General features: G+C 67.5%; 24 protein-coding genes. 9 read left to right on the forward strand and 15 right to left on the reverse strand.

The genetic code is table 11. The annotated features are described in order from the left end of the window. Positions 1–16: 16 nt before the first annotated feature. Positions 17–3,430 (reverse strand): indolepyruvate ferredoxin oxidoreductase family protein, encoded by a 3,414-nt coding sequence (locus H6900_14025; GenBank protein MCC0074398.1) that lies wholly within the window; start codon positions 3,428–3,430, stop codon positions 17–19. 169 nt (positions 3,431–3,599) lie between these two features. On the opposite strand from H6900_14025, the gene H6900_14030 reads away from it, so the two are divergent. From H6900_14030 to purL, 3 genes are all read left to right on the forward strand, one after another. After that, on the forward strand, positions 3,600–4,505 hold the full coding sequence (locus H6900_14030; GenBank protein MCC0074399.1) for a LysR family transcriptional regulator: 906 nt from the start codon (positions 3,600–3,602) through the stop codon (positions 4,503–4,505). 279 nt (positions 4,506–4,784) lie between these two features. Further along, positions 4,785–5,345 (forward strand): hypothetical protein, encoded by a 561-nt coding sequence (locus H6900_14035; GenBank protein MCC0074400.1) that lies wholly within the window; start codon positions 4,785–4,787, stop codon positions 5,343–5,345. 65 nt (positions 5,346–5,410) lie between these two features. Then, positions 5,411–7,570 (forward strand): phosphoribosylformylglycinamidine synthase subunit PurL, encoded by a 2,160-nt coding sequence (gene purL / locus H6900_14040; protein MCC0074401.1) that lies wholly within the window; start codon positions 5,411–5,413, stop codon positions 7,568–7,570. A gap of 190 nt (positions 7,571–7,760) precedes the next feature. On the opposite strand, the gene H6900_14045 is transcribed toward purL, so the two are convergent. Continuing rightward, positions 7,761–9,236 carry an NAD(P)(+) transhydrogenase (Re/Si-specific) subunit beta gene (locus H6900_14045; protein MCC0074402.1) on the reverse strand — a complete coding sequence of 492 codons (1,476 nt, stop codon included), beginning with the start codon at positions 9,234–9,236 and terminating at the stop codon, positions 7,761–7,763. Positions 9,237–9,249: 13 nt separating this feature from the next. Continuing rightward, entirely contained in the window at positions 9,250–10,821 is a 1,572-nt protein-coding gene (locus H6900_14050; protein MCC0074403.1) for a Re/Si-specific NAD(P)(+) transhydrogenase subunit alpha, read from the reverse strand. 378 nt (positions 10,822–11,199) lie between these two features. Between H6900_14050 and ppk2 the strand changes: the two genes are divergently transcribed. The 4 genes from ppk2 to grxD all read left to right on the forward strand — a co-directional run bounded on the left by ppk2 (position 11,200) and on the right by grxD (position 13,569). Then, positions 11,200–12,042, forward strand: a complete 843-nt coding sequence (ppk2, locus tag H6900_14055) for a polyphosphate kinase 2 (GenBank protein MCC0074404.1) — start codon at positions 11,200–11,202, stop codon at positions 12,040–12,042. A gap of 250 nt (positions 12,043–12,292) precedes the next feature. Then, positions 12,293–12,820 carry a hypothetical protein gene (locus tag H6900_14060; GenBank protein ID MCC0074405.1) on the forward strand — a complete coding sequence of 176 codons (528 nt, stop codon included), beginning with the start codon at positions 12,293–12,295 and terminating at the stop codon, positions 12,818–12,820. 63 nt (positions 12,821–12,883) lie between these two features. Continuing rightward, positions 12,884–13,126 carry a BolA family transcriptional regulator gene (locus H6900_14065; GenBank protein ID MCC0074406.1) on the forward strand — a complete coding sequence of 81 codons (243 nt, stop codon included), beginning with the start codon at positions 12,884–12,886 and terminating at the stop codon, positions 13,124–13,126. A gap of 83 nt (positions 13,127–13,209) precedes the next feature. Further along, positions 13,210–13,569, forward strand: a complete 360-nt coding sequence (gene grxD, locus H6900_14070) for a Grx4 family monothiol glutaredoxin (GenBank protein ID MCC0074407.1) — start codon at positions 13,210–13,212, stop codon at positions 13,567–13,569. A gap of 100 nt (positions 13,570–13,669) precedes the next feature. Here the strand turns inward: grxD and H6900_14075 are convergent, their stop codons facing one another. Beyond that, positions 13,670–14,047: a cell division protein ZapA gene (locus H6900_14075; protein ID MCC0074408.1), complete on the reverse strand. Its 378-nt coding sequence runs from the start codon at positions 14,045–14,047 to the stop codon at positions 13,670–13,672. Positions 14,048–14,060: 13 nt separating this feature from the next. Next, the gene (locus H6900_14080) at positions 14,061–14,594 is read right to left on the reverse strand and encodes a hypothetical protein (protein MCC0074409.1); all 534 of its coding nucleotides are present in this window, start codon (positions 14,592–14,594) and stop codon (positions 14,061–14,063) included. Between the two features lie 194 nt (positions 14,595–14,788). On the opposite strand from H6900_14080, the gene tkt reads away from it, so the two are divergent. Beyond that, positions 14,789–16,801: a transketolase gene (gene tkt, locus H6900_14085; protein MCC0074410.1), complete on the forward strand. Its 2,013-nt coding sequence runs from the start codon at positions 14,789–14,791 to the stop codon at positions 16,799–16,801. A 205-nt stretch (positions 16,802–17,006) separates the two neighbouring features. Here tkt and H6900_14090 read toward each other — a convergent pair whose 3' ends face one another. From H6900_14090 to H6900_14105, 4 genes are all read right to left on the reverse strand, one after another. Next, positions 17,007–17,897 (reverse strand): hypothetical protein, encoded by an 891-nt coding sequence (locus tag H6900_14090; protein ID MCC0074411.1) that lies wholly within the window; start codon positions 17,895–17,897, stop codon positions 17,007–17,009. 102 nt (positions 17,898–17,999) lie between these two features. Continuing rightward, positions 18,000–19,382 (reverse strand): TolC family outer membrane protein, encoded by a 1,383-nt coding sequence (locus H6900_14095; protein MCC0074412.1) that lies wholly within the window; start codon positions 19,380–19,382, stop codon positions 18,000–18,002. A 96-nt stretch (positions 19,383–19,478) separates the two neighbouring features. Then, positions 19,479–20,132 (reverse strand): protein-L-isoaspartate O-methyltransferase, encoded by a 654-nt coding sequence (locus H6900_14100; protein ID MCC0074413.1) that lies wholly within the window; start codon positions 20,130–20,132, stop codon positions 19,479–19,481. A 170-nt stretch (positions 20,133–20,302) separates the two neighbouring features. After that, on the reverse strand, positions 20,303–21,004 hold the full coding sequence (locus tag H6900_14105; protein ID MCC0074414.1) for a glutathione S-transferase N-terminal domain-containing protein: 702 nt from the start codon (positions 21,002–21,004) through the stop codon (positions 20,303–20,305). A 162-nt stretch (positions 21,005–21,166) separates the two neighbouring features. Here H6900_14105 and mscL point away from each other — a divergent pair, with 162 nt between their 5' ends. Beyond that, positions 21,167–21,607, forward strand: a complete 441-nt coding sequence (mscL, locus tag H6900_14110) for a large conductance mechanosensitive channel protein MscL (GenBank protein ID MCC0074415.1) — start codon at positions 21,167–21,169, stop codon at positions 21,605–21,607. An 82-nt stretch (positions 21,608–21,689) separates the two neighbouring features. Here the strand turns inward: mscL and H6900_14115 are convergent, their stop codons facing one another. The 6 genes from H6900_14115 to H6900_14140 all read right to left on the reverse strand — a co-directional run bounded on the left by H6900_14115 (position 21,690) and on the right by H6900_14140 (position 25,351). Continuing rightward, positions 21,690–22,076, reverse strand: a complete 387-nt coding sequence (locus tag H6900_14115) for a hypothetical protein (GenBank protein ID MCC0074416.1) — start codon at positions 22,074–22,076, stop codon at positions 21,690–21,692. Between the two features lie 98 nt (positions 22,077–22,174). Then, positions 22,175–22,597 (reverse strand): Na+/H+ antiporter subunit G, encoded by a 423-nt coding sequence (locus tag H6900_14120; GenBank protein MCC0074417.1) that lies wholly within the window; start codon positions 22,595–22,597, stop codon positions 22,175–22,177. Between the two features lie 12 nt (positions 22,598–22,609). Beyond that, positions 22,610–22,879: a K+/H+ antiporter subunit F gene (locus H6900_14125; protein ID MCC0074418.1), complete on the reverse strand. Its 270-nt coding sequence runs from the start codon at positions 22,877–22,879 to the stop codon at positions 22,610–22,612. After that, positions 22,876–23,367, reverse strand: coding sequence for a Na+/H+ antiporter subunit E (locus H6900_14130; GenBank protein MCC0074419.1), 492 nt, complete (start codon positions 23,365–23,367; stop codon positions 22,876–22,878). The genes H6900_14125 and H6900_14130 overlap by 4 nt, the downstream gene beginning before the upstream one ends. Before the next feature lies 1 nt (position 23,368). Next, a complete protein-coding gene (locus H6900_14135) occupies positions 23,369–24,991 on the reverse strand; it encodes a monovalent cation/H+ antiporter subunit D (GenBank protein ID MCC0074420.1) in 1,623 nt (540 codons plus the stop codon). A gap of 12 nt (positions 24,992–25,003) precedes the next feature. Then, positions 25,004–25,351: a Na+/H+ antiporter subunit C gene (locus tag H6900_14140; GenBank protein ID MCC0074421.1), complete on the reverse strand. Its 348-nt coding sequence runs from the start codon at positions 25,349–25,351 to the stop codon at positions 25,004–25,006.

Consider the following 25,351-nt stretch of genomic DNA (forward strand, 5'->3'; position numbering starts at 1 on the left):
ACTCACACGACGGCGATCATTCGGCCGCCATCCGTTGCGGCGCGCCGCCTTTCGCCAACGCATCGAGGATCGCCGCACGCCGTTCGGCCGCCCGCGCCGCATTCGCGGTCTTGACCGGACCATAGCCCCGGATCGACAGCGGCAGCAGCGCCAGTTCCATCAGCAGATCGCGGGTCGCCGGCCCGAGGGTTGGCAGATGCGCGCGCATGTCGCCCTCGAACTGGCGGATCAGCGCGCGCTCCTCACGCCGCTCGGCGCTATAGCCGAACGGATCGAACGGCGTGCCGCGCAGCGGTTTCAGCACAGCCAGCAGCTTGAACCCGGTCAGCATCCAGGGCCCAAAGGCACGCTTGCGCGGCCGTCCGTCCGGCCCCGTGCCACCCAGAATCGGCGGTGCCAGATGAAAGGTCATGGAAAAATCGCCCTCGAATGTTTCGCGCGCCATCTCGGCGGTCTGCAAATGAAGCCGGGCGACCTCGTATTCGTCCTTGTAGGCCAGAAGCTTGTAATAGCCCTGCGCCACGGCGTCGCGCAGCGCCGGGTCCTGCACCGTATCGACCAGCGCGAGGAACCGTTTTGTCAGACGTTTGTTCTGATAGGCGGTCAGCCGCGCGGCGCGGTGCGCGACGGGATCGGGGCCCCGGGCGGGGGCCTCGGGGTGCAAAAGCGCGGCCGCGTCTTGCGGACGGGCAACCGCCCAGCGGCCGATGTCAAACGCCCGCAAATTGCCGTCAACCGCGGCCCGGTTCAGGCGGATGGCCTCGCGGATGGCGTCCAGCGGGATCGGGATCAGCCCCTGCTGCCAGGCGCCGCCCAGCACCATCATGTTGGAATAGATCGAATCGCCCAGCGTCACGCGCGCCAGTTCCGACGCATCGAACAGCGCCAACCGATCCCTGAGACGCGCTTGAAGAGCGACCTCCAGATTATTGATAGGCAACCGGAATTCCGTGTTCCTGGTAAAGTCGCCGGTGATGATTTCGTGGCTGTTGACCACCGCGCCGGTGCGCCCCGTGGTCATCAGGCCGACCGTCCTGGCGCCCGCCGTGACGACCAGGTCGCCACCGATCACCGCGTCCGCCTCGCCGACCGCGACGCGCACCGCGCTGATGTCTTCGGGCCGGTTGGCGAGACGCAGATGGATATGCACCGCGCCCCCTTTTTGCGCCAGGCCCGCCATCTCCATCATGCCCGCGCCCAGCCCGGCGATCTGCGCCGCCTGCGCCAGGACCGCGCCCACCGTCACCACCCCGGTGCCTCCGACACCGGTGATGACGACGTTGTGGGTGCCTTCGATGACGGGAAGGTCTGGCATTTGAAGGTCAGGCAATTCCAGCGCGCGGGTCGCGCCCTTGCGCACCCGCGCCCCGGTCAAGGTGACGAACGAGGGGCAGAACCCGTTGAGACAGCTGAAATCCTTGTTGCACGAGGACTGGTCGATCGCGCGCTTGCGCCCCAGTTCGGTGTCAACGGGCACGATCGACACGCAGTTGGATTGCACGCCGCAATCACCGCATCCCTCGCAGACCTCGGGGTTGATGAACACGCGCTTGTCGGGATCGGGGAACTGGCCCCGCTTGCGGCGACGGCGCTTTTCGGCGGCACAGGTCTGCACATAGAGCAGCGCCGAGACCCCTTCGGTCTGCGCCAGGCGCTCTTGCACGGGCATCAGCTCGGCGCGTTCGTGACGCTCGATCCCGGGCGGGAACTTGCTGAAATCGACGTCTTCCTTGGCGTCGTAGACCAGCACCACGGGGTTCACCCCCATCGCCACCAGTTCGCGCGCGATCTGGTCGGCGGTCAGCCCCCCCTCGTTCCGCTGACCGCCGGTCATGGCGACGGCGTCGTTGAACAGGATCTTGTAGGTGATCGTCGTTCCCGCGGCCAACGCGGCGCGGATCGCCAGCAGGCCCGAGTGGTTGAAAGTTCCGTCCCCGAGGTTCTGGAACACATGCTTGCGTGTCGAGAACCGGCTTTCGCCGATCCAGTTCGCCCCCTCGCCACCCATATGGGTGAAGCCCTGGGTCGCGCGGTCCATCCATTGCACCATGTAGTGACAGCCGATCCCGGCGTAGGCCCGGCTGCCCTCGGGCACCTTGGTCGAGGAATTGTGCGGGCAGCCCGAACAGAACCAGGGCGTGCGCTGCGCCAGGTCCTGCGCGTTGTCGGCGCGCCGTGCCTCGGCCAGACGATCGAGCCCGGCGCGGATCCGGTCGGTCTCGCGCCCTTCCTCGATCAGGATCTCGCCCAGCTTCTCGGCGATCATCACCGGATCGAGCGCATAGCGCGTCGGGAACAATTCGACCTGCCGGCCGTGTTCCCAACTGTCGCCCTTGTGCCAGCCATAGACCCGCCGGCCCCGGCGGTCGTCAAAGATCGCCTCCTTGACCTGCACCTCGATCAGCTTGCGCTTTTCCTCGACGACGACGATCAGCGACAGCCCTTCGGCCCATTCGTGGAAGCCCTGCATGTCCAGGGGCCAGGGCTGGCCGACCTTGTAGGTGGTGATGCCCAGCCGCCCGGCCTCGGCCGCGTCGATACCCAGAAGCCCCAGTGCGTGCACCAGATCGAGCCAGTTCTTCCCCGCCGCGACCAGGCCGATCTTTGCCCCGGGCTGGCCCCAGACACGCCGGTCCATCCGGTTCACGCGCGAGAAGGCCTCGGCCGCGAACCGCTTGTAGTCGATCATGCGCGCTTCCTGCGCCACCGGCGTGTCCTGAAGCCGGATGTTCAACCCGCCGGGCGGCATGGTGAAATCAGGCCGCACCAGGGCCATCCGATGCGGATTGCCATCGACGACGGCCGTCGCCTCGATCGTGTCCTTCATCGTCTTCAGCCCGACCCAAAGCCCGGAAAACCGGCTGAGTTCATAGGCATAATGGCCGTAATCCAGGATCTCCTGCACGCCGGCCGGCGAGACGATGGGCATGTAGGCGTCGATCATCGCCCAGTCCGACTGATGCAGCACGGTCGAGCTTTCGCCCGTGTGATCGTCGCCCATGGCCATGATGACGCCGCCCTTGGGGCTGGTGCCGGCCATGTTGGCGTGCTTCATCACGTCGCCCGAGCGGTCGATGCCGGGCCCCTTGCCATACCACAGCGCAAAGACCCCGTCGTAGCGCCCCTCGCCGCGCAACTCGGCCTGCTGGCTGCCCCAGATCGCGGTGGCGGCCAGATCTTCGTTCATGCCGGGTTGAAAGGTGACCTGTGCGGCCCTCAGAAAGGGTTCGGCCCGCGCCATCTGCAAATCGACCGCGCCCAGCGGCGAACCGCGATAGCCGGTCACATAGCCGGCCGTGTTCAGCCCCGCCGCCGCGTCGCGGGCGCGTTGTTGCAGCATCAGCCGAACCAGCGCCTGGGTGCCATTCAACAGGATCGGCGATTTCTCAAGATCGAACTTGTCGTCGAGACTCACAACTTGCTTGTTCATCGGGCACTCTCCCCTGTGCTTGCCGATCTGTTGGGATGGGACCGAGTATAGGTCAAAAATGCTGACCTTCAAAGCCCGTTGCGACATTTCTTGTCTTTCCCCGGTTGCGCATCTGCCCTAGAAATATCCGCGAACCCCTAATCCCCTTCAGTTGTCAGATGGGTCCCCGATGGACTGGGACAAGCTCAGAATCTTTCACGCGGTCGCCGATGCGGGCAGCCTGACCCATGCCGGCGACGCCCTGGGGCTGAGCCAGTCTGCGGTCAGCCGGCAGATTCGCGGGCTGGAAGAGTCGCTGGGAACCACCCTGTTCCACCGCCACGCACGGGGACTGATTCTCACCGAGCAGGGGGAATTGCTGTTCGACGCCACGCGGTCGATGACCAAGCGGTTGGAAACCGCCGCCGCGCGCATCCGCGACAGCGAGGACGAGGTCTACGGCGAATTGCGCGTCACCACGACGACCGCCTTTGGCACGCTCTGGCTGGCGCCGCGCCTGCCGATGCTTTACGCCAAGTATCCCGAATTGCGCATCGACCTGATGCTCGAGGAGCGAGTCCTCGACCTGCCGATGCGCGAGGCCGACGTGGCGATCCGCATGAAGGAGCCCAGCCAGGCCGACCTGATCCGCAAGCGCCTGATGGGGGTGCGGATGCGGCTGTATGCCAGCCCCGAATACCTGCGCCAGAACGGCACCCCGACCGCCCTGCCCGACATGAGCGATCACCGCCTGGTCTGCCAGCACGCCGCCGCCCACCAGGTCGCCGCCGGCGCGGCGCTGGTGCGCGAACTCATGACCTATGCGGTGCGATCGACCTTTACCGTGAACAATTATTTCGGCGTGTTGCAGGCGGTGGTCAACAATCTGGGCGTCGGCGTGCTGCCCGACTACCTGACCGAGGATTTCCCCCAGCTGGTGCGGGTCTTGCCCCATGTGGAAAGCGCCGAAGTGCCGGTGTTCCTGGCCTATCCCGAGGAACTGCGCCATTCCAAGCGGGTGTCCGCGTTTCGCGATTTCGTGCTGGACGGCGTCATCGCCTATCGCCGCCAACGCTCGGCCATGAGCGACGAATGACGCCGCTGGCGCGGGTCCGCCTGACCCCGGGCGTGAGACATGCATGCAACGCATCGCGGCTATGATGCAGGCGCAGCAAAGAAATTGTTGAACGCATGTAGTGATTCGACTATCTCTATAGGCGAGATACATGGCTTTGGCCTGTATCTTTACCTCCCTGTTGGACTTGGGCCGAGCACTCGCTCGGCCTATTTTTTTTTTGTCCTTTACGCGCGCCCGGGGACTTTGTAGCCAGAAAAGACCGGTCCTCAGCGACCCTGACCAGGGGATGATCTCACCATGGCTCAAGACTTGTCCTGCCGCTGCGGGCATATGGGCTGGAGCGTCGAAACCGGCGCGGGCGGCACGCATGTGATCTGCTATTGTGCGGATTGCCAGACCTTCGCCCGCCATTTGGGCCAGTCCGAAACCGCGCTGGACGCGGATGGCGGGACCGAAATCTTCCAGACCCTGCCGGACGCCGTTCGCATCACGCGGGGCGCCGACTCGCTGGCGTTGCTGCGGCTGGGGCCCAAGGGGTTGATGCGCTGGTATGCGGGCTGCTGCAACACGCCCATCGCCAACACCCTCGCCAACCCGCGCACCTTGCCCTTCATCGGCATGATCCTGCCCCCGGGGCAGCCGGGCTTTGGCGCCGTCACCGCCCGGGTCAATACCGCCGCCGCGCGCCACCCGGTCGCGCAGCACGGGTTTGCCGCCACCGGCGCCGCCCTGCTGGGCCGGGCGCTGAAGGCGCGGCTGACGGGGCGGACCGGATCCCCCCTGTTTACCGCCGACGGCGCGCCCTGCGTCGCGCCGCGCGTCCTGACCCGCGAAGAGCGCGACGCCGCGCGCCCCTGAGGCCTTTTCCCCGGCCCCGGCATGGCCTAAGAAGCGCGCAGCACCCAGCCAGAGGACGCGCGCCCATGCAAGAGCCCGCCATCACCGACGACCTGATCGCCGCACACGGTCTGAAGCCCGACGAATACCAGCGCATCCTCGACATCATCGGCCGCGAGCCCACGTTCACCGAACTGGGCATCTTCAGCGCCATGTGGAACGAGCATTGCTCCTACAAATCGTCGAAGAAATGGCTGCGCACCCTGCCGACCAAGGGCCCCCAGGTGATCTGCGGACCGGGCGAGAACGCCGGCGTGGTCGATATCGGCGATGGTCAGGCGCTGATCTTCAAGATGGAGAGCCACAACCACCCGTCCTATATCGAGCCGCACCAAGGCGCGGCGACCGGCGTGGGCGGCATTCTGCGCGACGTGTTCACCATGGGCGCGCGGCCCATCGCGGCGATGAACGCGCTGAGTTTCGGCCTGCCCTCGCACCCCAAGACCGCGCATATCGTCAAGGGCGTGGTCGAGGGGATCGGCAGCTACGGCAACTGCTTCGGCGTGCCCAACGTGGGCGGCGAGGTGCGCTTCCATGCCAGCTACAACGGCAACTGCCTGGTCAACGCCTTTGCGGCGGGGCTCGCAGAGACCGACCGGATCTTCTACTCGGCCGCCTCGGGCGTGGGGATGCCGGTGGTCTACCTGGGCGCCAAGACCGGCCGCGACGGTGTCGGCGGGGCGACCATGGCGTCGGCGGAATTCGACGACACGATCGAGGAAAAGCGCCCCACCGTGCAGGTCGGCGACCCGTTCACCGAAAAGCGCCTGCTCGAGGCCTGCCTGGAGCTGATGCAGACCGGCGCGGTCATCTCGATCCAGGACATGGGCGCGGCTGGCCTGACCTGCTCGGCGGTCGAGATGGGCGACAAGGGCGGGCTGGGCATCAAGCTGCAACTCGACGACGTGCCCCAGCGCGAGGCCGCGATGACGGCCTACGAGATGATGCTGTCGGAATCGCAAGAGCGCATGCTGATGGTCCTGCACCCCGAGAAAGAGGCCGAGGCCCGCGCCGTCTTTGAAAAATGGGACCTCGATTTCGCCATCGTCGGCGAAACCATCCCCGAGGACCGCTTCCTGATCCTGCACGGCAATGCGATCAAGGCCGATCTGCCGCTGTCCAAGCTCAGCTCGGAAGCGCCCGAATACGACCGCCCCTGGGTGCCGACCCCGGCCGCCGCGCCGATGGACCCGGTGCCGCAGATCGACCCCGTGGACGCGCTGCGCGCGCTCATTGCCAGCCCGAACTATGCCCACAAGGGCTGGGTCTGGGAGCAATATGACCACATGGTCATGGCCGACACCGTGCGCGCGCCAGGACTGGGCGCGGGCGTGGTGCGGGTGCACGGCACGGACAAGGCCATCGCCTTCACCAGCGACGTGACGCCGCGCTATGTGCGGGCGAACCCGGTCGAAGGCGGCAAGCAAGCGGTGGCCGAGGCCTATCGCAACCTGACCGCCGTGGGCGCGCGACCGCTGGCGACGACCGACAACCTGAACTTCGGCAATCCCGAAAAGCCCGAGATCATGGGCCAGTTCGTCGGTGCGATCCAGGGAATCGGCGCGGCCTGCGCGGCGCTGGACATGCCGATCGTGTCGGGCAACGTGTCGCTTTACAACGAGACCGACGGCAAGGGCATCCTGCCGACCCCGACCATCGGCGCGGTGGGGCTTCTGGCTTCGCTGGACGAGCTGATCGCAGGCCGGCCCGAGTCCGGCGATTTCGCGATCCTGATCGGCGCGACGACGGGCCACCTGGGCCAGTCCGCGCTGCTGGCCGAGGTGTTCCACCGCGAGGACGGCGACGCGCCCGCCGTGGACCTGGACGCCGAGCGCCGAAACGGCGAATTCCTGCGCGCGAACCGGGCGCTGGTCAAGGCCGCGACGGACCTTTCGGACGGCGGGCTGGCGCTGGCGGCCTTCGAGATGGCCGAGGCCGCGGGCCTGGGGCTGACGCTGGACGAGGGCGAGACCGGGTTCCTCTTTGGCGAGGACCAGGCGCGCTATCTGCTCGCCTGCGGCTTTGACCAGGCCGAGGCGCTGATGGTCGCGGCGGCGTCGGCGGGCGTGCCGGTGCAGACCGTGGGCCGCTTTGGCGGCGAGACGGTCAGCCTGGGCGGGTCCACGGCGCCGCTGCGCGATCTGTCGGCGCTTTATCGCGGGGCATTCGAAGCCGCCCTGGGGTGAGCAGGCAGCGGGGGCTGCCGCCCCCGCACCCCCGCCCAAAGGGGGTTTTCCACCCCCTTTGGATACCCCCGAGGATATTTCCGGCACAAAGAAGGCGCCTGCGATGCCCCCGGGGCACGGTATTTCCTGGTCCGAAAACGAAACCGGGGGGCCACTGGCCCCCCGGTTCGATGGATCGTTTCGCGCCCGATCACTCGATCATGGGCAGCAGTGCATCGATCGACTTTTTTGCGTCACCGTAGAACATGCGCGTGTTTTCCTTGAAGAACAGCGGGTTCTCGATGCCCGAATAGCCCGTGCCCTGGCCACGTTTGGACACGAAGACCTGCTTGGCCTTCCAGCATTCCAGCACCGGCATGCCGGCGATGGGGCTGTTGGGGTCTTCCTGCGCGGCCGGGTTGACGATGTCGTTCGAGCCGATGACGATGGCGACATCGGTGTCGGGGAAGTCCTCGTTGATCTCGTCCATTTCCAGGACGATGTCGTAGGGAACCTTGGCTTCGGCCAGCAGCACGTTCATGTGCCCCGGCAGGCGGCCCGCCACAGGATGGATGGCGAAGCGCACGGTCTTGCCCTTGGCGCGCAGCTTGCGGGTCAGTTCGCTGACCGATTGCTGCGCCTGCGCCACCGCCATACCGTAGCCCGGGATGATGATGACGCTGTCGGCGTCGTTCAAGGCCGCCGCGACACCGTCGGCGTCGATGGCGATCTGTTCGCCCGAGATTTCCATCGCCGGGCCCGTGGTGCCGCCAAAGCCACCCAGGATCACCGAGATGAAGCTGCGGTTCATCGCCTTGCACATGATGTAGCTGAGGATCGCGCCCGACGAGCCGACCAGCGCGCCGACGACGATCAACAGGTCGTTCGACAGCGAGAAGCCGATCGCCGCCGCCGCCCAGCCCGAATAGCTGTTCAGCATCGACACCACCACCGGCATGTCGGCGCCACCGATGCCCATGATCAGGTGATAGCCGATGAAGAAGGCCATCAGCGTCATCAGGATCAGCGTCCAGCTGCCCGCGCCCTGGAAATAGAGCACCAGCAGGATCGCCGAGATCAGCGCCGCGCCCGCGTTCAGCATGTGGCCGCCGGGCAGTTTGCGGGCCTTGCCATCGACCTTGCCCGCCAGCTTGCCATAGGCGATGACCGACCCGGTGAAGGTGACGGCGCCGATGAAGACGCCCAGGAAGACCTCGATCTTCAGCACCGCCAGTTCGGCTGCGGTCTTGTGCGCGATCTTCAGGGCGAATCCGCCCAGGCCCTGCTCGTTCAGCCAGGCGGCCATGCCGGTCGCGCTGAGCGTGGTCGGCGCATCGGCCATCAGCGCGGCGACGCGCACCATCTCGATATGGGCGTTGTAGCCGATGAACACCGCCGCCAGACCGACCAGCGAGTGCATCGCCGCCACCAGTTGCGGCATCTCGGTCATCTGCACGCGCTGCGCGACGAACCAGCCGATGGCGCCGCCGGCGGCGATCATCGCCAGCGAGACGCCCCAGTTGCCCGCGCCTGGGCCGGCCAGCGTGGCGACCACGGCCAGAGCCATGCCGACGATGCCATACCAGACCGCGCGTTTCGCGCTTTCCTGGCCCGAAAGCCCGCCCAGCGACTGGATGAAAAGGACCGCCGCGACGACGTAAGCGGCCGTTGTGAACCCGTATTCCATTGAGGCGCGCTCCTTACGACTTCTGGAACATGGCGAGCATCCGCCGCGTCACCATGAAGCCACCGAAGATGTTGATACCGGCCATGAAGACCGACAGCGCGGCGAGGATCACGACCAGCCAGCTGCCCGACCCGATCTGCATCAGCGCGCCGAGGATGATGATCGACGAGATCGCGTTGGTGACCGCCATCAGCGGCGTGTGCAGCGAATGCGACACGTTCCAGATGACCTGGAAACCGACATAGCAGGCCAGCACGAAAACGATGAAATGCGCCATGAAGCTGGCTGGCGCAAAGGCCCCGGCCAGAAGCAGCGCCGCGCCGCCGACGGCCAGCAGGGTGACCTGGTTGCGGGTCTGCGCCTTGAAGGCGGCGACTTCCTGCGCGCGCTTCTCCTCGGGCGTCAGTTCCTTGGGCTTTTCCTTTTTCTGGACCGCGATCGCCTGCACCTTGGGCGGCGGCGGCGGGAAGGTGATGGCACCGTCGTGCGTCACCGTCGCCCCGCGGATCACGTCATCCTCCATGTTGTGGACGATGACACCATCCTTGCCGGGCGTCAGGTCCGACAGCATGTGCCGGATGTTGTTGGAATAAAGCGTCGAGGCCTGCGTGCCCATGCGGCTGGGGAAGTCGGTGTAGCCGACGATCGTCACGCCGTTGTCGGTGACGATCTTCTCGTCCTTGACGGTCAGGTCGCAGTTGCCGCCGCGTTCGGCCGCAAGGTCCACCACGACCGAGCCGCGCTTCATCAGGCGCACCATGTCCTCGGTCCACAGCTTGGGCGCGGGGCGGCCGGGGATCAGGGCGGTGGTGATGACGATGTCCACGTCGGGCGCGAGTTCGCGGAACTTCTTGAGCTGCGCTTCGCGGAACTCGGGGCTCGAGGGGGCGGCATAACCGCCGGTGGCGGCGCCGTCCTGCTGCGCGCCCTCGAAATCGAGATAGACGAACTCGGCGCCCATCGATTCGATCTGCTCGGCGACCTCGGGGCGCACGTCGAACGCCAGCGTGATCGCACCCAGCGAGGTCGATGTGCCGATCGCGGCAAGCCCGGCCACACCGGCGCCGACGACCAGCACCCTGGCGGGCGGAACCTTGCCCGCCGCCGTCACCTGCCCGGTGAAGAAGCGGCCGAAATTGTTGCCGGCCTCGATCACCGCGCGGTAGCCGGCGATGTTCGCCATCGAGCTGAGCGCGTCCATCTTTTGAGCGCGCGAGATGCGCGGCACCATGTCCATGGCGACGACGGTCGCGCCGCGCTCCTTGGCCAATTCCAGCATTTCCGCGTTCTGGGCGGGCCAAAAGAAGGAAATCAGCGTCTGGCCCTGGCGCAGGCGCGCGATCTCGGCGCGTTCGGGTTCGCGGACCTTGACCACCACATCGGCCGCGTCGAAAAGCGCGGCCGCGTCGGGCGCGATCTCGACCCCGGCGGCGACATAGGCCGAATCCTCGAAACCCGACGCCGCACCGGCACCGCTTTCCACGATGCAGGCGTGACCCAGTTTCTGCAATTGAAGCGCCGAATCCGGCGTCATCGCGACCCGGTTCTCGCCCGGGAATATCTCTTTCGGTGCCCCGATCTTCACGTTGGTCCTCCGTTTCAAGGGCCGGGCGAGGCGCCGCCCGATAGTTTCGTGCCGCAGGTGCATACCCCGCGCAAGATTATTTCACAAGGTGGTGAGCGCAATGGTCCTGAGACGAAAGGTCACGCAATTGTCGCATCCGCGCGCCGGATTGAGGCAGATCAAGGTCGTCCTCGCGCAATTGGTGTAGGACAACCTCGTGTTTTCCAAAGGAGTTCCGGCATGACCGACACCGCCGCCGCCAGCCCGACCGAATCTGCCACGCCCGAACCGGTCGAAACCGGATCGCAGCCGGTTGCGACTGACGTTGCGTCGGGGGCCGACGGGGACGCGCTTCAGCGCCAGACCGCGCCAAGCGGTGCGGCCTCGCCGCGCGACGCCGTGCGCCTGGCCGCCGAAAAGGGCGGGCCGATCAGCCCCGAGGTGCTGAAAACCGCGTTCGAAAGCGCGCATTACCCCTATCCGCACAAGATGGCGCGCAAGCCCTACGAGGCCGAGAAGGCGCGCTTGCAGGCCGAGTTGCTGAAGGTCCAGATCTGGGCGCAGGACACCGGCCAGAAGTTTGTCATGCTGTTCGAAGGGCGCGACGCGGCCGGCAAGGGCGGCACGATCAAACGCTTCACCGAACACCTGAACCCGCGCTTCGCGCGCGTCGTCGCGCTGAACAAGCCGACCGAGAGCGAGCGCGGCCAATGGTATTTCCAACGCTATATCGAGCATCTGCCGACCGCGGGGGAAATGGTGTTCTATGACCGCAGTTGGTACAACCGCGCCGGGGTCGAACGGGTGATGGGTTTCTGCACGCCCGAGGAATACCTGGAATTCATGCGCCAGGCGCCCGAGTTCGAGCGGATGCTGGTGCGTTCGGGGATCCGACTTTACAAGTTCTGGTTCTCGGTCACACCGGACGAACAGCGCCGCCGCTTCGCGGAACGCGAGACCGACCCGCTGAAACGCTGGAAACTGTCGCCGATCGACAAGGCCAGCCTGGATCTGTGGGACGAATACACCGCCGCGAAGGAAGCGATGTTCTTTTACACCGACACGGCCGACGCGCCCTGGACCATCATCAAGTCGAAGGACAAGAAGCGCGCGCGGCTGAACGCGATGAAGCATTTCCTGTCCACGCTGGACTATCCCGGCAAGGACCCCGAGGTGGTGGGCAAGCCCGATCCGCTGATCGTGGGGCACGCGCGCCATGTGATGCGCCACGCCGATTTCTGACGCTGTGCGATCGGGCGCGACGAGACCGGGCGCGGCGTGAGGGCGCGCGGGGGACGGGCGGGGGTTTCGCCCTCGGCCGGCAGCCTTCCAGGCCGCAGCCCTCGGGCGACCGGGCGCGGCGCTGACGCGCCGCGCGCAGGGGGCTTTGCGCCCCCTCTTCGCTGCGCGAATTCACCCCCGCAGGATATTTGGGGCACAAAGAAGCGGGCCGGGCTTGCCCCCGGGGCCCCTATGGCGGCAAAAGCGGGGAATGCGCCCCCTGCCCGCCCTTCGCGCCGATTGTTCCGCCTGCGCCGCGTTGTGCTGCATGGCGCTGCCCTTTGACGCAGGCGAGGCCTTTGCGCGAGACAAGCCGGCTTTGCATCCCTGCCCGCATCTTGACGGCGGATTCGGCTGCACGATTCACCACCACCTGACGGGGGCAGGCTATCGGGGCTGCGCGATTTACGACTGCAGGGGCGCCGGGCAGCGGGTGATGACCGAGGTTTTCCCCGGCGCGGACTGGCGGCGCGATCCGGGCCTGCGCGCGCCCCTGGCCGAGGCCTTTGCGCGCTTGCGCGGCATTCACGATGCGCTGGAGCTTCTGGAGGCCGCCGGGGCCCTGGTCCTGCCGCCCGGGCTGGTCGCCGAACGCCGGGCGCTGGTCGCGCTGTTTCACCCGCCCGCGGACTGGACGCAGGCCGGGCTGGCGGATTTCGACCTGGCGGCCGCGCGCCGTCGCCTGGCAGGCTTTCTGCGGGCGCTCAAGGACCATGTCCCGGGACCGGGTGCGGGCTAGCGCCCCTTGCACCCTGCCGTTGCGGGTTTTACATCTGTCCTCAGACCAAGGGAGACCCCGCGCATGGCCATGTCGGCAACCGAAATCGAAACCCTGCTGCGCGAATCCTTTCCCGCAGCGACGATCACCATCACCGACCTTGCGGGCGATGGGAACCACTACGCGGCGGAAGTGATCGACCCCAGCTTCAAGGGCAAGAACCGCGTGCAGCAGCAGCGCGAGGTGTATGCCGCCCTCAAGGGCAAGATGGACGGCGCGCATGGCGAATTGCACGCGCTGGCTCTGACGACCAAAGCCCCGGACTGACCCCTGTTCCGCGGCCGCTGCCGGCCTATCTGATCCCTATCCCCTATTGCGCGGCGCTGGCCGCGCCTGCGAAAGGACGAACCATGAGCGCCAAGGACACGATCCGCCAGACGGTCGACGGCAATGACGTCGTGCTGTTCATGAAGGGCACCAAGACCATGCCGCAATGCGGCTTTTCCAGCCGCGTGGCCGGGGTGCTGAACTTCATGGGCGTCGAGTACGCCGATGTGAACGTGCTGGCCGATCCCGAGATCCGCCAGGGCATCAAGGATTTTTCGGAATGGCCGACGATCCCGCAGCTCTATGTGAAGGGCGAATTCGTCGGCGGCTGCGACATTGTGACCGAGATGACCCTTTCGGGCGAGCTGGACGCGCTGTTCGACGCCAAGGGCGTGGCCTACGACAAGGACGCCGCCGACAAGATCCGCGAAGCCAACGCCTGACAGGCCGCCGCCAACCGCGAGGGGACACGGGCCGGTGCGTCGCGCGCCGGCCCTTTGTTCATGCCTGCTTTGACGGGCACGGCCACAGGGCGCAATGACGTCAGCGCGATTCCAACTGATCGGCCAGGGATTCCGCCCGGGCGGCGAGCTCGGACAGCGATTCCACGGCCGAGGCCGGGATGGCGGGAACCTCGATCCGTTCGCGCGGTGCGGACCGCAGGCGGGCGATCTCGGTCTGGGCGGCGGCGAGCTGATCCTCGGCGGCGCGGGCGCGGTCCTCGGCGCCGGCGGTCTTGTCGGCCAGCATGAGCCCCGCCATGAGCAGCATCCGCGATTCCGGCAAGCGGCCAATCTGACCGATCAGCGCGGTGGCCTCGGCGTCGAGCATGGCGGCGGCGGCGCGCAGGAAGTCTTCCTCGCCGGGTTGGCAGGCGACCTCGAAACTCTTGCCGCCGATGGTGATGGTTTCCTCGGGCATGGCTGGTCCTCTCTCAGCGCGTCTCGGCCGCGAGCAGCGGCTTCAGTTCGGCCAGGATCTCTTCCATCTCGGCCATTTCGGCGCGGCGCTCGGCCTGAAGGGCCTCCAGCTCGGCCGAGATCGACTTGTTGATGAGCGTCGTATCGGGGAAGGATTCGACCTGCGCGTCGCGCAACCCGGCGTTGGCCTCGATCAGCTTGGCATTGGCCTTTTTCAGGCGCAACATCTCGAGGCTTTGCAGATCGAGCTGTTCGGTCAGCCGCGCGAGGCGGCGTTCCAGTTGGGCGATCGTCGTCTCCTGGCGCTGCTTGACCTGCTGCACCCGCTCATTCAGTTGCGCATTCGCGGCACGTTCCTTTTCCAGCGCCTCGCGCAGGCTGGACACCACCGCCAGTTGTTCGGGATCGGGCGCGGACTCGGGGCGCGCGCCCAGTCCGAACACGCCGGACTTGGCTGGTCTGGCCGCCGCGGCACCCTTCTCGACCTGCCGGGCGATCCGCTCCAGCGCATCCGAGAGCCGTTTTTCCACCGGGGCCAGATCGCTCATCCATCTCTCCACAACTATGCCCGCACAGCCTCGCGAATCACAAGCTCGTGCCGCGCGGGTCGTTTTTCAGGCAGAATAGGGCGAAACATCGGGGTTTCCAACCAATCAGCGACGACCGGGCCGCCTGTGTGCTTGAACTCGCACCCCAGCCTGATAAGACGCCCGCAATCGCCCTCTTTCGAAGGAATGCTGCCTTGGAAATCGCTTCGCTTCGCGCCCAGCACCCCGATCACTGGCGTCTTGCCACCGCCATCCGTGTGCTGGCCATGGATGCCGTCGCCGCGGCGAAATCCGGACACTCGGGGATGCCGATGGGCATGGCCGACGTGGCCACCGTGCTGTTCCGCAACCACCTGAAATTCGATGCCAAGGCCCCCCATTGGGCAGACCGCGACCGGTTCATCCTGTCGGCGGGGCACGGCTCGATGCTGATCTATGCGCTGCTGCATCTGACCGGCTACGAGGACGTGACGCTCGATCAGATCCGCAACTTCCGCCAATGGGGCGCGATCACCGCCGGGCACCCGGAATACGGCCATGTCTCGGGCGTCGAGACCACCACCGGGCCGCTGGGCCAGGGGATCGCCAACGCGGTCGGCTTTGCCATGGCCGAGGCCCACCTGCGCGCCCGCTGGGGCGCCAAGATCCAGAACCACCACACCTATGTCATGGCCGGCGACGGCTGCCTGATGGAGGGCGTCAGCCAGGAGGCGATCGGCATCGCCGGCCGTCACAAGCTGTCCAGGTTGATCGTGCTGTGGGATGACAACGGCATCACCATCGACGGCGCGGTCGCGCTCAGCGACAGCACCGACCAGCGTGCGCGGTTCCGCGCCGCGGGCTGGCGCGTGCTGGAATGCGACGGTCACGACCCCGAGGACATCGACCGCGCCATCACGGCCGCCAAGACCTCGGCCCGCCCCGTGCTGATCGCCTGCAAGACGCATATCGCGCTGGGCTCGTCAGCGCAGGACACGTCAAAAGGCCACGGCGCGCTGACCGACGCCAAGCTGATCGCCGACACCCGCGCCGTCTATGGCTGGGAGCATGGCCCGTTCGAGATCCCGGCCGACATCAAAGCCGAATGGGAGGCCATCGGCACCCGCAACACGGCCGATCGCGAGGCCTGGGAAGCGCGCTTTGCCGCCCTGCCTGCCGGGCGCCAGGCGGAATTCGTGCGCATCTTCACCCGCGAGATTCCCAAGCGCCTGCCCGCCGCGATCCGCGCCGTCAAGAAGGCCGCGATCGAGTCCCCCAAGGCGATGGCCTCGCGCGCGGCCTCGGAAATCGTGCTCAAGGCGGTCAACCCGATCGTCACCGACACATTCGGCGGCTCGGCCGACCTGACCGGCTCGAACAACACCCGGACCGAGGATCTGGGCGTGTTCGACGTGGACAACCGCAAGGGCCGCTACATGTATTGGGGCATCCGGGAACACGGCATGGCGGCGGCGATGAACGGCATGGTGCTGCACGGCGGCGTGCGCCCCTATTCCGGCACCTTCATGGCCTTTACCGACTACGCCCGCCCCTCGATGCGCCTGAGCGCTCTGATGGGCCTGCCGGTGGTCTATGTGATGACCCACGATTCGATCGGCCTGGGCGAAGACGGCCCCACGCACCAGCCGGTCGAGCATCTGGCCATCTCGCGCGCCACCCCCAACACGCTGGTGTTCCGCCCCGCCGATCTGGTGGAAACCGCCGAGGCCTGGGAATGCGCCCTCTATCAGGTCGAGACCCCCTCGGTCCTGTCGCTGAGCCGCCAGAACCTGGCGCCGGTGCGCGACACCCATGTGCCGCGCAACCTGACCGCCCAGGGCGCCTATGTCCTGGCCGAGGCCGAGGGCAAGCGCCAGGTGATCCTGATCGCCACCGGCTCCGAGGTCGAGATCGCGCTCAAGGCTCGCGATCTGTTGCAAGCCGAGGGGATCGGCACGCGCGTGGTGTCCATGCCCTGCATGGAGCTTTTCGCCGCCCAGCCCGAGGCCTATCGCCGCCGCGTGCTGCCGGCGGGCCCGGTGCGGATCGGCATCGAGGCGGGCGTGCGCGCCGGCGGCTGGGACCGCTGGCTGCTGGGCGAACGCGGACGCAAGGCCGATTTCGTCGGCATGACCGGCTTCGGCGCCTCGGCCCCCTACGAACGCCTGTATCAGGAATTCGGCATCACCGCCGAGGTCGCCGCGACGAAGGCAAAGGCCCTGCTCTGAGCCTCGGACACCCGGTGGCACCGGCATGAGAAACGCCGCCCTCAGGGGCGGCGTCTGTCGTTTCGGGGTGCTGGGATTGCGGGGGAACGGGGATCGGACAGACCGGGTCTTAACGCATGGGTCCCGGTCGCGTTCCGGGCGGGACACCGCGCGACTGCGCGCGCGGCGCGAGGCCCCTCGACGGGGCCGAGCGCCGCCCCCACGACTACAGCAGCGCGCGCTCGTCCAGCGCCTTGGCGATCTCGGCGCGCACCAGCTTGCGCACCTGCAAGGTGATGCGCTCACCCAGTTGTCCGTGCAGTTCCTCGCGCACGATCTGCGCGACCAGCGCGCGCAGCGCCGCCTCGTCGATCACCGTCTCCAGGACCGCGTCGGCCTCGCCACCCTCGTCCGGCGCGACGGCCTCGTCGGCCCGCTCCGCTTCGCCCTCGGACGGTGCGACCGAGGCGACGACAGGGACCACGTCGGGGGTCACGTCATCGGGGGTCCCGTCGGGGGTCACATCGCCACCCGACTCGGCGTTGCCCGTGTCCGCCAGGGACAGGCCCACCTCGGTGGCGGCGACCGGCGAGGGTCCCTCGGCAGCGTCATCGGGTGTCGCGTCCTGCGGCCCCTCGCCCCGGTCCCTGGCCGCGTCGGTCTCCGGCGCCATGGCGCCGGTGGCCGGTGCCCCGGGCTGGGCCTTGCGGCTGCGATGGTTGAAGTTGAGCCGCCCATACAATTCCGTCACATTCGAGACGCGCGGCGCCTCCTCGACGGCCTCGCCCTCCCAGGCCTCGCCGCTGGCGGAAACCGCGGCCTCGAGTTCGGCGATCGTGGCCTCGAGCTTGCCGAAATCGGGTTCGGGCAGGGTCAGGTCCCCCTCGGCCCGGAGGCGCCGCGCGTCGCTCCTCGGCGCACCGTTCGGGCTGTCCGCCGGCGCGGCCGTGGCGGCGGGGATCTCTGATTCCGGGGCGGCGCTATCGGTCGCGACGCGCTGCGCCTCAGTCAGGATCAGCCGCCCGGCCTCGGCCCCGCGCGTGCCTTCCTGCGCCACCAGGCGCCGGATCGAGGTCAGGACATCCTCGATCTCGCGGTTCGTCATGGCGTCCGACATTCCGTTACCCCTGCTCGTTTTGGCGCACAGGATAGCGCCGCTCGGGCGTCGAAACAACATCCGATCAGGATGAACGATCCGTCAACGGCCGTTGGGCGGATCTCAGCGATCCACCTGCGGGCCGAAACGGCCCATGATGCGGTCCAGGCGGCGGCCCTGCTCGGACGGCGTCTCGCGCGGGGGTTCGCGGCGCAGGGTCGCGGAATAGGCCTCGACATCATAGGTCGGGATGCCCAGCCCCAGCGACTGCACCGTCAGTTGCCCGGTCGATTGCAGCAGTGCGTAGGCGGCCGTTTGCAGGCCGGCGGCGGCATAGATGCGGGCACTGCGCGCATTCAGCAATTCCTGCTCGGCGTTCAGCACATCGAGCGTGGTGCGCGAGCCCAGCTCGGCCTCGGCGCGCACGGCGTCATAGGCCGATTGCGTCGCGCGGATCTGCTGATCGCTGGCCAGAATCGTGGCGCGCGCGATCTGCACCTGCGCCCAGTTCGCGGCAACGAGTTGCTGCACGGTCGCGACCGTCTGGTTCAACGCCGCGCGCTGCGCCTCGGCCCGGGCGACCGCCTGCCGCTCGGAGGAATCGAGCCGCCCGGCGTCGAACAGGTTCACCTGATAGTTCAGCGACCCCGAGAAACTGGTGGCACCGCGTTCCGGTGTGCCGGAATAGCGGCCAAAGCCGGTCTGCGCCTGGATCGAACCGGTCAGCGTTCCCAGCCGCTGCGTCTGCACGATCTGCGAGGTCAGGTCGGCCACCGCGACCAGGTGCTGGGCCTGGGTAATCGACGGGTGATTGCGGCGCGCGGTCTCTTGCGCGGCCTCGAGCGAGGCGGGCAGGCGCGGCAGGCGCGGCGGCGGCGAGATGTTCTCGGGGTAGGCGCCGATGGTCAGGCGATACTGCTCGCGCGCGATCGCCACGTCGCCCTGCGCCGTGGCCAGGCTCGACCGCGCGGCCGCCAGCCGGGCCTCGGCCTGGGCGACATCGGTGCGCGTCGAATCGCCCAGTTCGAACCGCTCGCGCGCGGCGCGCAACTGCTCGCTGATGAGCGAGACGTTGTTTTGCTGAAGCTGCAAGGCCTGAAGCTTGCTGTAGAGCCCCAGATAGGATTGCACCGCCCCCATCAGCACGTTCTGTTCGATCGCCGACAACGCCGCGCGGGTGGCCAGAACGGTCTCGTGCGTGGCGTCCACGGCCAGCCGCCCGCGACCGAAATCCAGCAGCGGAATCGTCGCCTGCAAACCCAGGCTGAGCTGGTAATCGGGCGACCCGGTGGTGCTGGACAGGGCCGTCGCGGCAAAGTTCACCACCGGATAAAGCGCGGCGATCGACTGTTGCACGTCTTCGTCGGCGGCGCGCAGCAAGGCGCGGTTCTGATCCAGCAGGTTCGAATTGCGATAGGCCGAGGCCAGCGCGTCGGCCAGCGTATGCGCGCCCGCCGGCAGGGCCAGGGCCGAAACCACGCCAAGCGCGACGACGGCCGCGCGAATTCGTGTCAGAACGCCCATCGCGCCCTCCTTGCCAGTTGCGGCACTCGCCCCCCCGGGCCAGGCCCCGCGTGCCGCCCAGGCGGGCGGCGCGCCGCGTTACAGCGCGAAGACGCGCGCGGCGGTGAAACCGTCCAGCACCGGCGCTGCGGCGTTGAACACGTCCCGCCAGCGAATCGTTCCGGCGTGCTTGACCCCCAGCCGCATGGTGCCCAGCGCCCCGTCGAGGAACAGCGCGGCGACGCGCCCGCCCTCCTTGAGCTGCGCTTCCAGCGGTTGCGGGAAGACCTCGATCCCGCCCTGGACGACGATCGCGTCATAGGGGCCGTGCGCCGGGGCGCCATCCGCCAAGACGCCACGTTCGACGACGACATTGCTGGCGCCGATCGCCTCGAGCGCCGCCTCGGCGTCGTCGGCAAGCGCCGAATCGGATTCGAGCGCGATCACCGCCTCGGCCATGCGGGCGATCACGGCGCTGGAATAGCCCGTCGCCGACGCCACATCGAGCACCAGTTCGCTGGGCTTGATGTCCAGCGCGTCCAGCATCTTGGACAGCGTGCGCGGGTCCAGCAGGACGCGCCCGCCGCCCAGGGCGACGTTCTCGCCGACATAGGCGACCTCGGCCAGTGAACCGGGCAGGAAACGCTCGCGGGGAATGGTCAGCATGGCCTCGATGATCGGCAGCTTGGTCACGTCCGAGGGGCGCACCTGGTTGTCGACCATCATCGTCCGGCGTGCGGCGAAATCGGGCATCGAATGGCTCCGTCTGGGTCTGTCGGCCCCTCTTGCCACAGGGGCCGGGACCTTGGCAATGCGCTGTGCCCGGGCGCGCGTGCCGCGCGCGGGCGGTGTGGCTTCCTCGCACGCGGCGGCGGGCGATTCAAGCGGAATGTTCAGTTTCGACTGAACGATCAGACACGAGATCAGGATTCGGCCGGAACCGTCACGCCCCGCTGCACCGCCGGGCGCGCCAGGAACCGCTCGTACCAGGCGGGCACGTTTCGCAGCGCCTGCCAGCCCACAAGATCGGCGGCCTTGTAATGTGTCATCAGCGTGCGCACCCAGGGGCCGACGGCGATGTCGGCGATCGAATAGTCGCCAACGATCCAGTCTTTCCCTTCGAGCTGACCATCCAGGACCTTGAGCAGGCGCTCGGTCTCGGCGCGGTAGCGTTCGACCGGGCGGCGGTCCTCGATCTCCTTGCCGGCGAAGGCGTGGAAATAGCCGAACTGCCCGAACATCGGCCCCACGCCCCCCATCTGCCACATCAGCCATTGCAGCGTCTGCAACCGCAGGACCGGGTCCGTTGACAGGAATTTTCCCGTCTTTTCCGCCAGATAGACAAGGATCGCGCCGCTTTCGAACAGCGCCAGGGGTTGGCCGCCCGGACCGTCGGGATCCAGGATCGCGGGGATCTTGTTGTTCGGATTGAGGGCCAGGAATTCCGGCGTGAACTGGTCGTTGTCCGCAAAGCTCAGCCGGTGCCCTTCATAAGGAAGGCCGGTTTCCTCCAGCATGACGCCGACCTTGACGCCATTGGGCGTGGGGATCGAATACAGTTGCAGCCGGTCGGGGTGTTGCGCGGGCCAGCGGCGGGTGACGGGATGATCGAAAGCGTCGGACATGTCAGGCTCCGGGGAATGGGCGCACGAGTTTCACCTTGATTTGAAGGCGCGCGCAGGCATTGTTCGCGATACGGAAAGGTAAACCAGCTTCGCCCGGGGGGTTCAAGGCGCGTTCCGTCGCGCCTCCGTCAAGGGGGGAAGACAGGGATAAAGGGACAAGGCGTGTTCAACGAATTCAAGACCTTCATCGCCCGCGGCAATGTCATGGACATGGCCGTGGGGATCATCATCGGCGCGGCCTTCACGGCCATCGTCACCTCGCTGGTGGGCGACCTGATCAATCCGATCATCGGGTTGTTTACCGGCGGCATCGACTTTACCAACCAGTATGTCGTCCTGGCCGGGGATGTGCCGGCCGACGCCTCGCTGGCCGCCGCGCGCGAGGCCGGGGCCTCGGTCTTTGCCTATGGCGCTTTCCTGATGGCGGTCATCAACTTCCTGATCGTCGCCTGGGTGGTGTTTCTGATGGTCAAGGCCGTGAACACCCTCAAGGATGCCGCCAAGCGCGAGGAAGAGGTCGCCCCCGAGGCCCCCGCCGCGCCCGCGGGCCCGACGCAGGAAGATCTGCTGGCAGAAATCCGCGATCTGCTCAAGGCGCGCTGACAGCGCGATGCAACGCGTGCGGCAGGCCCCCGGAACGGGGCCTGTTCGCGTTCCGGCCGCCGGCTGACGGCTGGCGCCCGGGTCAGGGGATCTCGGGACCCGGGACCCCGGGTTGCGCGGTGCCGGCGGGGCCAAAGACTTCGTCACCCGCCCGCCACTGGGCCCAGAGACCGGCGATCGTTTCGTCGCCTTGCTGGCGCAGGCCCAGAACCTCGATTCCGATCAACGCACTGACCCGCCAGGCATCGCGCGCGGCGCGGCGCGCCTGCTGGCCGGCGCCCAGCATCTCTTCGATCGCACCGGCGGCCAGCGCAAAGGGCAAGGCCAGCGACAGGGCGGGCAAGCCGGGACGAACCTGCGCCAGCTCGGCCGCCAGGTCCACGGCGATCACGCGCGCCGGCTCGCCGTGAACCAGAAGCCGCGTCACCACCGCCTCGGTCAGGTCGTCAATCGCTTGCGCATCCCACACCCGAACTCACCCTGTCACAGCGCGCCGCGCACCCCGGGCGCGGCAGCGGACCCTTCTACACCGATTCGCCCGATGTCGAAACCGTCAGGGCCGCGCGGTCAGCGGCTTTCTGCGGTGTCGTCGTCCTCGTCCAGCGATTCGCGCACGCCGCGCGCCGGGGTCTGGACGGTGTAGCCCGCCCACCCCATGCCATCGCCGGGTTGCGGCAGGGCGGACTGGTCCTCGCGCAGGTGCAGGTGAACCTTGGCGATGAACAGCGCGGTGATGGGCGAGCTGAGAAACAGGAACAGCGCGATCAGCAGTTCGTGCAACGAGACCCGCCCCTCGGTCGCATAGACGAACAGCATCGAGGCGATCAACACGCCGCCCACCCCCAGCGTCGTCGCCTTGGTCGGGGCGTGCAAGCGCGTCATCGGGTCCGGCAGGCGCACCAGACCATACGAGCCGATCAGCCCGAAGACCCCTGCGATGACCAGGAACACGCTGACGGAAATTTCGGCCCAGAGCGGCAAGTCGGTCATGGCGTTATCCCCTCACTCGATGATGTCGCCGCGCAACAGGAAGCGGCAATAGCTGACGGTCGAGATGAAACCGACCAACGCAAACAACATCGACACCTCGAAGAAGATCGCCGAACCCAGCGCAATTCCCAGCAGGATCAGCAGGGCGATCGCGTTGATGGTCATGGTGTCCAGCGCCAGGATCCGGTCGCTGGCCTGCGGCCCCTTGACCACCCGCCACAGGTTCAGCAGCAGGCCCAGGGCAAAGCAGCCGATGGCGAAGCTCAAAGCATAGAGGATCATTCGAAGATCTCCTTCAGGCGGCGTTCGTAGCGGGCCTTGATGTCGTCGCGCACGGCATCGGGGTCGGGCGCGTGCAGGCAATGGACCAGGATCGCGTGACCATCCTCGGACAGGTCGCAACTGACGGTGCCCGGCGTCAGGGTGATGGTGCCGGCCAGCACGGTGATCGCCTCGGCGGCGCGGATTTCCAGCGGCACGCAGACCCAGGCGGGGCGCAGGTCGCGCCGGGGCTTGAACAGCACGATCAGCGCCACGTCGATGTTGGCCTTGACGATGTCGTAGATCACCACGACCACGTATTGCGCCACCAACAGCGGCCGACCGAGGCGCGGCATGTCGGGCCAATAGGGCCGCGTGACGGCGGGGATCGCCAACCCGAGAAGGGCCGCGAAGACCAGCGAGTTGATCGCCACCGAGTTCACCAGCAATAGCCAGGTCGCGGCCAGGGCCAGGGACAGCAGCGGGTGGGGAAAGAGGCGCTTGAGCATCTCAGTGTCCCTCTTGCGTGGCGCTATGGGCCGGAGCGGCATGATCGGCGCCGTGAACCTGGTCGGCCAGGGCCTGCTCGCGCGCGGCCCGTGCGGCGCGCTCTTGCGGCGTGCCCAGAACCGCGTCGATATAGGCCTCGGGCGTATAAAGCTGCGCGGCGGTGGCCCGGGCATAGCGCGAAACCGGACCCGCCAGGACCGTCAGCGCCACGATCAGCGCGATCAGCACCCCCAACGCCGCCTGCCCCCAACCGGACAGGGCCCCGTCCTCGGGGGTGAAATCGTCGGCCACGGGGGCGGCGTTGTCAAAGGGTTTCCAGAACAGCGCCGAGCCCGCCCGCGCATAGCCCACCAGCGCGATCAGCGAGGTGCCCAGCACCAGCGCCCAGCCCCAGACCCACCAGGACTGGTCGCGGATCGCGTCCAGGATCATCAGTTTGCCCAGAAAGCCGGACAAGGGCGGCATCCCGACGGCGGCAATGGCCGCCAGGAAGAAGAACGCCGCGACCAGCCCGCCGCCCGGCATCGGGGCCTGTGGGCTCAGCGCCGAATTGCCGCGCCGCGCGCGCACCTGATCGACGACCAGGAACATCGCCCCCGCCGTCAGCGTGGAATGGATCAGGTAATAGAGCGCCGCCGCGGTCGCCGTCTCGGTGAAGGTGCCGATGGCCAGAAACAGGGTCCCCATCGACCCGATGGCGGCAAAGGCGGCGATGCGCGCCAGCGTCCGCCCGCCCAGCACGCCGATCATGCCGACGCTCAAGGTGACCAGCGCCGCCGGCACCAGCACGCCGGCGACCAGCCCGTCCATGGCCGGCAGCGTGTCGGGGAAGATCAGCGTGTAGACGCGGAGCACGGCATAGGCGCCGACCTTGGTCATCACCGCGAACAGCGCCGCCACCGGCGCGGGCGCCAGCGCATAGGTGTTGGGCAGCCAGAAATGCACCGGGATCAGCGCGCCTTTCAGCACGAAGACCAGCAGCAGCAGCGCCGCCGTCACCCGGACCAGCGCCGCATCGCCCGCCGGCAGCATCTGCGCGCGCTCGGCCAGGTCGGCCATGTTGAGCGACCCGAACACCGCATAGAGCGTGCCCAGCGCGAACAGGAACAGGGTCGATCCCGCCAGGTTGAAGATGACGTATTGCACGCCGCCGCGCAGCCGCATCCGCCCGCCTGCGTGGGTCATCAGGCCATAGGACGCGATCAGCAGAATCTCGAAGAACACGAACAGGTTGAAGATGTCACCGGTCAGCATCGCGCCGAACAGTCCCATCAGCTGGAACTGATAGAGCGCGTGAAAATTGCGCCCCCTCTGGTCCCAGCCGGTGGCCACCGCATAGGCCAGCACGATCAGGCCCAGCACCGCCGTCAGCGCGACCATCAACGCGCTGAGCCGGTCCAGAACCAGCACGATGCCGAAGGGCGCCGGCCACGAGCCCAGTTCGTAACTTTCGACGGTGCCGTTCGCCGCCGCGACCAGCAGCGCCAGCGTCAGCGCAACCAGGACCGCGCTGGACGTCAGGCCGGCGACGCGCTGCAACAGCCGGTCGTGGCGCATCGTCAGGCCGATCATGGGGCCTACGATGGCGGGCACGACGATGGGGGCAATGATCCAGTGTTCCATCCCGTCGCCCCTTTATTGCGCGTGATCCGGGTCTTCGCCCGGTTTCTCGATGTCGATGGCGTCGGTGCCGGCGTTCAGGTAGCTGCCCAGCGCCATGATGACGACCAGCGCCGTCATGCCAAAGGAAATGACGATCGCGGTCAGCACCAGGGCCTGCGGCAACGGGTCGGTCATGACCTCGGCCGCGCCCAGGATCGGTGGCGCGCCGGCCAGCAACCGCCCCGAGGCAAAGATGAACACGTTGACCGCGTAGCTGAGCATCGACAGCCCCAGAACGACCGGAAACGTCCTGAGCCTGAGCAGCAGATAGACCCCTGCCGCGGTCATGGCGCCGATGGCGATGGCGACGAGCAGTTCCAT

Origin of the sequence: Rhodobacter sp. (assembly GCA_020637515.1) — a bacterium.
Classification (GTDB): Bacteria; Pseudomonadota; Alphaproteobacteria; order Rhodobacterales; family Rhodobacteraceae; genus Pararhodobacter.

What these genes read in the sequence shown, in the direction of transcription:
- H6900_14025 (MCC0074398.1), bottom strand. Translation starts at nt 3,430, where the DNA reads ATGAACAAGCAAGTTGTGAGTCTCGACGACAAGTTCGATCTTGAGAAA.
- H6900_14030 (MCC0074399.1), top strand. Translation starts at nt 3,600, where the DNA reads ATGGACTGGGACAAGCTCAGAATCTTTCACGCGGTCGCCGATGCGGGC.
- H6900_14035 (MCC0074400.1), top strand. Translation starts at nt 4,785, where the DNA reads ATGGCTCAAGACTTGTCCTGCCGCTGCGGGCATATGGGCTGGAGCGTC.
- purL (MCC0074401.1), top strand. Translation starts at nt 5,411, where the DNA reads ATGCAAGAGCCCGCCATCACCGACGACCTGATCGCCGCACACGGTCTG.
- H6900_14045 (MCC0074402.1), bottom strand. Translation starts at nt 9,236, where the DNA reads ATGGAATACGGGTTCACAACGGCCGCTTACGTCGTCGCGGCGGTCCTT.
- H6900_14060 (MCC0074405.1), top strand. Translation starts at nt 12,293, where the DNA reads ATGCGCCCCCTGCCCGCCCTTCGCGCCGATTGTTCCGCCTGCGCCGCG.
- H6900_14065 (MCC0074406.1), top strand. Translation starts at nt 12,884, where the DNA reads ATGGCCATGTCGGCAACCGAAATCGAAACCCTGCTGCGCGAATCCTTT.
- grxD (MCC0074407.1), top strand. Translation starts at nt 13,210, where the DNA reads ATGAGCGCCAAGGACACGATCCGCCAGACGGTCGACGGCAATGACGTC.
- H6900_14075 (MCC0074408.1), bottom strand. Translation starts at nt 14,047, where the DNA reads ATGCCCGAGGAAACCATCACCATCGGCGGCAAGAGTTTCGAGGTCGCC.
- H6900_14080 (MCC0074409.1), bottom strand. Translation starts at nt 14,594, where the DNA reads ATGAGCGATCTGGCCCCGGTGGAAAAACGGCTCTCGGATGCGCTGGAG.
- H6900_14090 (MCC0074411.1), bottom strand. Translation starts at nt 17,897, where the DNA reads ATGTCGGACGCCATGACGAACCGCGAGATCGAGGATGTCCTGACCTCG.
- H6900_14100 (MCC0074413.1), bottom strand. Translation starts at nt 20,132, where the DNA reads ATGCCCGATTTCGCCGCACGCCGGACGATGATGGTCGACAACCAGGTG.
- H6900_14105 (MCC0074414.1), bottom strand. Translation starts at nt 21,004, where the DNA reads ATGTCCGACGCTTTCGATCATCCCGTCACCCGCCGCTGGCCCGCGCAA.
- H6900_14120 (MCC0074417.1), bottom strand. Translation starts at nt 22,597, where the DNA reads ATGACCGACTTGCCGCTCTGGGCCGAAATTTCCGTCAGCGTGTTCCTG.
- H6900_14125 (MCC0074418.1), bottom strand. Translation starts at nt 22,879, where the DNA reads ATGATCCTCTATGCTTTGAGCTTCGCCATCGGCTGCTTTGCCCTGGGC.
- H6900_14130 (MCC0074419.1), bottom strand. Translation starts at nt 23,367, where the DNA reads ATGCTCAAGCGCCTCTTTCCCCACCCGCTGCTGTCCCTGGCCCTGGCC.
- H6900_14135 (MCC0074420.1), bottom strand. Translation starts at nt 24,991, where the DNA reads ATGGAACACTGGATCATTGCCCCCATCGTCGTGCCCGCCATCGTAGGC.
- H6900_14140 (MCC0074421.1), bottom strand. Translation starts at nt 25,351, where the DNA reads ATGGAACTGCTCGTCGCCATCGCCATCGGCGCCATGACCGCGGCAGGG.